Annotated in this window: 6 protein-coding genes; 3 read left to right on the top strand and 3 right to left on the bottom strand. The window is 52.7% G+C overall.

The features are described from left to right. Window positions 1-1,004 precede the first annotated feature (1,004 nt). From O9X91_RS19950 to O9X91_RS19940, 3 genes are all read right to left on the bottom strand, one after another. A complete protein-coding gene (locus O9X91_RS19950) occupies window positions 1,005-2,756 on the bottom strand; it encodes an AIPR family protein (RefSeq protein ID WP_269834367.1) in 1,752 nt (583 codons plus the stop codon). 362 nt (window positions 2,757-3,118) lie between these two features. After that, window positions 3,119-4,042 (bottom strand): SRPBCC family protein, encoded by a 924-nt coding sequence (locus O9X91_RS19945; RefSeq protein ID WP_269833947.1) that lies wholly within the window; start codon window positions 4,040-4,042, stop codon window positions 3,119-3,121. After that, the gene (locus O9X91_RS19940) at window positions 4,039-4,380 is read right to left on the bottom strand and encodes an ArsR/SmtB family transcription factor (RefSeq protein WP_162520635.1); all 342 of its coding nucleotides are present in this window, start codon (window positions 4,378-4,380) and stop codon (window positions 4,039-4,041) included. The genes O9X91_RS19945 and O9X91_RS19940 overlap by 4 nt, the downstream gene beginning before the upstream one ends. A 286-nt stretch (window positions 4,381-4,666) precedes the next feature. Here O9X91_RS19940 and O9X91_RS19935 point away from each other — a divergent pair, with 286 nt between their 5' ends. From O9X91_RS19935 to O9X91_RS19925, 3 genes are all read left to right on the top strand, one after another. Continuing rightward, entirely contained in the window at window positions 4,667-4,885 is a 219-nt protein-coding gene (locus O9X91_RS19935) for a hypothetical protein (protein WP_003505772.1), read from the top strand. A gap of 46 nt (window positions 4,886-4,931) precedes the next feature. Next, entirely contained in the window at window positions 4,932-5,336 is a 405-nt protein-coding gene (locus tag O9X91_RS19930; RefSeq protein ID WP_003505769.1) for a hypothetical protein, read from the top strand. 249 nt (window positions 5,337-5,585) lie between these two features. Then, window positions 5,586-6,479, top strand: coding sequence for a DMT family transporter (locus O9X91_RS19925; RefSeq protein ID WP_269833946.1), 894 nt, complete (start codon window positions 5,586-5,588; stop codon window positions 6,477-6,479). Window positions 6,480-6,594 lie beyond the last annotated feature (115 nt).

The raw sequence follows: 6,594 nt of genomic DNA, 5'->3' as shown, positions 1-6,594 counted from the left end.
ATCCAAATCCATCCCGGTCATATAGTTTCCGTGCATAACAATTCTCCATCCAGATCAGCAAATTCAACATAAAACTCATATATTTACGCGTAATTAGCCCGCAATCCGCAAATTGCCGGTCACTACAATCAGTTTTGCTCGCAGATTCTCACCCGCCTTTAGTCAAAAATATACAATCCACCAGCGCATATATTTTATATGTTATGCGTTGGTTATTATGTAAATATATGTTTATGGAAGTCGCCCGGGTCGCAACTGGCCTGCCCTCTTCATATCTACCATCGAATCAAAACTCTCCTTCTGGTTGCATAAATATTGCTTCTTGAGCTTCCGATTTCGAAGCTTTGCCCTGGCATAAAGAGATCGTGTCAGCCTTCTCCTCATCAGGGCAGTATCTGCACGAGTAGCAAGGACGTACATTTCATAGAGACCCATTTGAACACACCTTTCCTATCACGCGACGCAGCTGCGACCGTGTTGTGAGCTTCATCTCTTTTTCCATCAGCCTTTCAGCTCAATGGGCATTGCAACGGGGCACTGAAAATTGCCACCTGTGGAAAATAAAGACACTTATCAGTGCCCCGCTTCAGCGGTTTATGCCTGTCAGAGTGTATCCTTCAGCCAATGCGTTTCGGAGAAATAGAGAGGCCCACCACAAACCAGATTCCATCTCTCCTCCGGTCGCGGCCAGAGGACTTTACCTGTCAGACCCCGAAATATGAGAGCGACGTCTTTCTCTCACAATCGGCGCTGGCTCAGCGCAAAACCGGAATGTCTCCCGGTTCATAGCGGAACGGAAGCATTATAAGTCAGGTAAACGGGCCGGGGACGAACTAGAAGCAAAAAAGTCAACATGATCGAAAAAAATCTGACGGTCAGACCTAAACGCATGCTAAAATAGCTAGACCATTTATAGAGGCAGTATGTAAAGTATACCTCTTCTATATCGTCAAAATTATAGGTATAACCGCCTGTTAGCGTAGAAAAAATCTGCTAAATTACCATTAGAATAGACTTCCGGCATCGTCTTGCTTCACTACCGGATTGCCATCCCTGGCCACTTTCTTAACCTCATCAACAAGTGAACGAGATTTTGCATTATCCCTCTCTAGTTGTAGATTTAAATTATCGAGAGCTTTTAGAACGATGGCACATGCTTCGTCAAAAGCCAATTTAGCTTCATCAACATTGGAAAGAATCTTAATTAAAGGAGCGCAGTAATTTGCAACTTTCTTGTTGCCGGCTCCGAGAAAATCGCTGGGCTCATAACGATATCTGAACGCCATGAGCACATAGTACCGGAAGGACGCAAGGGTTCGATCGCTTGGAGAAAGCCTTCGCCCAAAAGTTTCGAAGCGATAAAGACCCAAAGCAGCAGTAAAGTACGGCTCAGGCTTATGGTTTGCTTGAAATACCTGCTTATTTACTGTTTTCAACAGCGTCCCCTGATATCGAGACGCTTGGTGGGGATAGTCCAAAAACATCGACGAGAAGCTTTTTAGTTGGCTACCTACCGTCGTTATCCGCCCCTTCTCGATACCTGCCTGTCCGGCATACTGCTTAGCGCGTCGCTCATAAAATAAGCGATAGTCATCAGGCTGGCCATTGTAGAAATCCTCCAGATCGCGTTGAAACTGCGTTAATGCCAAGAGATCATTTTCTTCGACGGGAGTCTGTTTGTTAGTCGACTTAATTACACTCTGTGAGACCTCCTCATTCTCCGTATGAATTAATTTAACCGGTACAAATAATTCGTCCTTAATAGCATTCTTATTGGCGAATAATACATGGCTTGTTTGGCATCCATTAACAATCTGATAGTCAACTAAAGTAAACTTACTAGACGTCACCTTTATACTTCGTGCTACAATTGTAATTCCATTATTTCTGAGAACGAACTGATCAAACATCCCATCCGTAATAGTTTTAGCGATATCCTTGTTTACTTCATTCACTCCCTGAAAATCGCGAACATTGTCAACAAACACGGACTTTATTAACTCACCGCCGTCATCAGAAATGAGCTTCAAGAACTCACCATGAGGCAAAACCCCAAGGTATGAAGCGGTAACACCGTTTATACTCGGCAGCGTGACAAGTTTCTCGAACGTTATTTCCTTCGCTATACTTGTTCTAGTTTCACGAAACATCTTCTGTAGGGACCTTGCACCTACAGGCTCAAAATAAACCTCCGAAAAAAGATTTGTATTAATAAGATCATTACGCTTCGCCTTTAGCGCTTCCACTAGATACTGGTCCTCATTCCAATTTCCAGTACAGGCGTAATAAACGCGGCAAACAGGGTTTTCTTTTAGTTTTGAAGCGTTATGAAAAATGGCGTCTTTTATTTCGATCAACCGCTTAACATCTTCATTCACAGGCATAGTTTGTACATCAGCAAATACCTGCTTTGCTAAGTTATCACCCAATGCGATAATTGCCGCACCATCAAAGTTGCTGGAGGTCTTGGCTTGAACAATTATAAACTCGACATCGAGATAGCCATTTAGATCAATAACATCTTTTATAAAATCTGCGTCATCAGCTAATCTTCCATTCACTTTTACAGCAAATGCATCCACATTTAAATCAGCTCCATCACCGGCAATCAGATCCTGAACGTCAAATTCTTCATTATATCGTGATGATACTAAACAGTATGCTGCAAAATATTCAAACTTTTTATCCTTAGGTAAATCCACTAAGCTATTCGCGGTTGCGAACTCTTCCATCAACGCTTGAGTTACCGAATCCATCACGCTCTCCGACTCAATTTAAAGACATTAAGTAGCATCAATGCAACTATATCGAGTTTTTTCAAGCAGGTGGCAGATTTTAGATACCAATAAACGCAAATACCCAAAGGTGGTTCAGCAATCAGACATCGAATTCGAATGGACTGCATTGTTTCCTGCGGGGATCGCCGATTGAACATGGATCAAAAAGTACCAGAGCACTCAATGGTTCAGTCATTCGTGACAAGCGCATAGTTGGCGAAAAGGATGGCGGGACCTGCAAGACGATCTCGCACGCGCAGAGCGGCTTTGAAGAATAATTGCCGGTCTGGACAGGAGCCCGTATCGAGACCTCTGCACATGGAGCTGACGGCACGGCGCATCTATAGCGCCTTGGCAAGGCGTTCCAGTTTGCCCAGCGTTTGCTGACCCAGCTCCACGGCGCCGAAACCCTTCGCTTGCTGGAACTCAGCTTCCGTGCTGAACACCATGCCCAGCACAACTTTTGTCCCGCCATCCTGATCTTCGAAGGAGGCCCAGGCGTCTGCATGTTTCGGTCCGTTTTCGCCCCACAGTAGCGTATAGGCAAGCCGCTCTTCGGGCCGGATCTCGACATAGCGATGATGGTTCGGGAACACTGTGCCGTCAGGGCCGATCATGTCAAAGACCCATTCCCCGCCGGTTCGCAGGTCAATTCTCTTCGTGCGGCAGGAAAACCCTTCAGGGCCCCACCATTGCGGTAGCGTCTTCTCGTTCATCCAGGTTTTCCAGACGATGTTGCGCGGCGCCTTTATCACTCGTTCCAGGACCATGGTTCGCCCGGCCACGCTGGCCAGATTGTTGAGACCGGCGCTGAAACCTTGTTGATAGCCATCGCGCATGTCCTCGGCCAGCGAGGAAAGCTGCACCGTTACGGTCAAGCGGCTACGCTCTTCCGCAGCCTGAAAATCGGCGGTCACCAGCGCTGCCGATTGCGTTACGCCGCCGGATGAAACCACCTCGTAATTCACGCTGCGGCAGGTTGGCTGCAGCTCCAGCCAGCCGCACTCAGAGCGAATATCCGGCTGGCCGGCGACCTTGCAGAGCGACACTTCGCGACCGCCCAGCCGGCTGTCCGCCTCCAGGAATTCCACTGTGACCGACGGCGAGGGAGAGGCCCACACCGCCCGAGCGGCGGGTGACAGCCAGACCTGCCAGAGAGCCGATAGCGGAACGGCGATTTCCCGTTCGAAGCTGAGCGTCGCAAAACGGTCTTGCGGCTGATGCGGTTCAGCGTGTGCGCTTTTTTGACCTAATTTCGTTGTCATTCTGAATCCTCCTTCATGGCCTGCATTGCAAATGCCTCCAGCCGGTCAAGCCGGCTCTCCCACACGGCCCGCTGCTCATCGAGCCATGTGCTTACCGGCTCCAGCGCTTCAGGCACGATGGCGCAGGTGCGCACCCGCCCATCCTTGGAGGTGATGATCAGCCCCGCCTCCTCCAGCACGGAAAGATGCCGCATCACCGTGGGCAGACGCAGCCCCGTGGGTGTGGACAACTCCATGACCGGTGCCGGCCCGCCGCCGAGGCGCGCAAGGATCGCCCGTCGCGTCGGATCGGCCAGAGCCTGGAAGATCAGTGAAAGTTCCTGATGATGCTTAGTCATATTGCTAACTATCATGCTTCATCGTGACGGGGCAAGGAAAACTTAGCAAGTTAACTAAGCTTTATCGCGAGGAATGGTCCTTGGGATGAAATGCCGATGCGTCTCCCGGCCGTTTCATTTGCGTAACGGGGCCTTTCCCCCTTCAAGCGCCTTTGCGTTCGGCAACGGGCAGCGAATGCAACTAGAGCGCCGGAAACGGGCCATCAAAAGTTGCAGAAAAAGATTGACTCTCGCTGCCGCCTGAGTGAGCTTCGCCGGGAAAAGACGGGGAAAACATCAAATCATCATGTCACCAGAACGCTTTAATCAATGCCTGCGGGTGATCCGCTGGACGCCCATCAATATTGCGTCCGCGCTGCAATGCGAACTTTCATGGATTGAGGCGCTGGAAGCGGGCAACGAGGAGGTTCCCGCTGGCCTGGCGACATGGCTTGAAACGCTGGCTCAGGCCCATGAGGCTCTTCCGCCTCCGTCCACCTACAGAGGAAAACGGTCGACATTCTGATGCGGCCGGCAGTTTTCAGCCCTTACCCACGATTGGATTATCCGAAATGAAATATGTCATAGCAGCTCTTGGCCTGATCGCCTTCTCAAGCCCTGCCCTCGCCGCATCCTGCGAGAAGAACTTCACTGTCTCAGGCGTACCGATGGTGACGGCCGTCTCTTACAAGTCCTGGCAGGAACTGCCGAAGGCGAAAGCGCCTGCCGTGCTTCAAAAGCTGGCTCAGGCCGTGGCGGCGGAAGGTTTTTCAGGCATCCAGATCAACAAGGCGCTGTCTTCCATCGATGCGCACCAGGAGACCAGCGGCAGCGGCAGAATTCAGACGCTGCGGGTCGTGGCCCGGCAAAAGGGCGCCGCGGTGCGGATTGATGCTGTCTTCAACATTCAGGCAGGACAGATCGCGGACAAGAACGTCATCCGCGAGGGCATCTGCAATATCATCAATGGCGCGTGACGCACGGTGTATGAACTGCCGCTTCGCGGTCTTGATGCCGGTGCACACCGACATCGAGTAGTGGCGGCTGAGCGAGTGCGGCGCATCTGTGGCGTAGCGACCGTGCCGGCTGGCGCGGCGCGGGCATATGCGGGTTCATGCCGTTGATGGCGATGCTTATGGTATGGCGGGCAACCCCGGAATCTGCGATGGGTGCAGACAGGGATAGTGTCCGCAGCCGGAAGCAGGCTGTGAATCGACGGGGAAAATATGCCGATCTATGAACTGGCTGCCGTGGGCGCCGCGACGTGCTGGGCGATAACCGGGCTTCTTGCCGCGGGTCCGGCGGGGCGGCTTGGCGCGCTCGCCTTCAACAGGACGCGGCAGCTTTTTGTCGCCGCTCTGCTCGGGGTCTATGTGCTCGCGTCAGGCTCCTGGCGGGAGCTTCAGCCCGAAGCACTGTCGTCGCTTCTCCTATCCGGCTTCATCGGCATTTTTGTTGGCGACACGCTGCTCTTCACCTGCCTAAACCGGCTGGGGCCGCGCCGTTCGGGAATCCTGTTTGCGCTGAATGCCCCGATCGCCGCGCTGCTGGCATGGGTGGTGCTTGGCGAGCAGCTTCCCACAAGGGCCATTGCCGGCATAGGCCTGACACTCAGCGGCGTGCTGCTGGCAATCCTCTTCGGCAAACGTAAGGCCCAGCTGCATGAATGGGAGAGCGTTAAGGGGCCTCTGTGGCTTGGCGTGCTCTTCGGCCTTCTGGCGGCGCTCAGCCAGGCGGTCGGCTCACTCATCGCACGGCCCGTGATGGCGACCGGGATCGATCCTCTTGCCGCTTCCATGCTGCGTGTCGGGGTGGCCGCCCTTTGCCTCACCGCGTTGACCATGCTGCCCATCGGAGCTGTCAGGCCCAGAGGCCCGATGACCAGAAGCCTGTTCCTGCAGACAGCGTTCACGGGCATCATCGCCCTGGCTTTCGGCATGACGCTGCTTCTCTTTGCCCTTTCCGGCGGCAAGGTCGGCATCGTCTCGACACTGTCGGCGACGACGCCGGTGATTATCCTGCCGCTTCTTTGGCTGAGAACACGGGAAATGCCGGCGCCCGGCGCATGGGCCGGCGCCGCCCTTGTCGTTGCCGGTATGGCGCTCATGTTCTGGAGATAGCTTCAAGCCGATGGGGTACGGGTGCGGAAACACATCATCCGCGTCGAAACATTTCACGCCAAGATTCAGACAGCACGGCCCCTTGCTAAGCAACTTTTGCGTGCTTAAAAGGCCC

Origin of the sequence: Agrobacterium salinitolerans, from assembly GCF_027498475.1 — a bacterium.
Taxonomy (GTDB): Bacteria; Pseudomonadota; Alphaproteobacteria; order Rhizobiales; family Rhizobiaceae; genus Agrobacterium; species Agrobacterium salinitolerans.
The sequence above is the reverse complement of the archived record's forward strand: the minus strand, read 5'-3'. Positions and strand labels throughout refer to the sequence as shown.

Excerpts from the sequence above, each read along its gene's own strand:
- O9X91_RS19950 (WP_269834367.1), bottom strand. The coding sequence starts at position 2,756 with ATGGATTCGGTAACTCAAGCGTTGATGGAAGAGTTCGCAACCGCGAAT.
- O9X91_RS19945 (WP_269833947.1), bottom strand. The coding sequence starts at position 4,042 with ATGACAACGAAATTAGGTCAAAAAAGCGCACACGCTGAACCGCATCAG.
- O9X91_RS19940 (WP_162520635.1), bottom strand. The coding sequence starts at position 4,380 with ATGACTAAGCATCATCAGGAACTTTCACTGATCTTCCAGGCTCTGGCC.
- O9X91_RS19935 (WP_003505772.1), top strand. The coding sequence starts at position 4,667 with ATGTCACCAGAACGCTTTAATCAATGCCTGCGGGTGATCCGCTGGACG.
- O9X91_RS19930 (WP_003505769.1), top strand. The coding sequence starts at position 4,932 with ATGAAATATGTCATAGCAGCTCTTGGCCTGATCGCCTTCTCAAGCCCT.
- O9X91_RS19925 (WP_269833946.1), top strand. The coding sequence starts at position 5,586 with ATGCCGATCTATGAACTGGCTGCCGTGGGCGCCGCGACGTGCTGGGCG.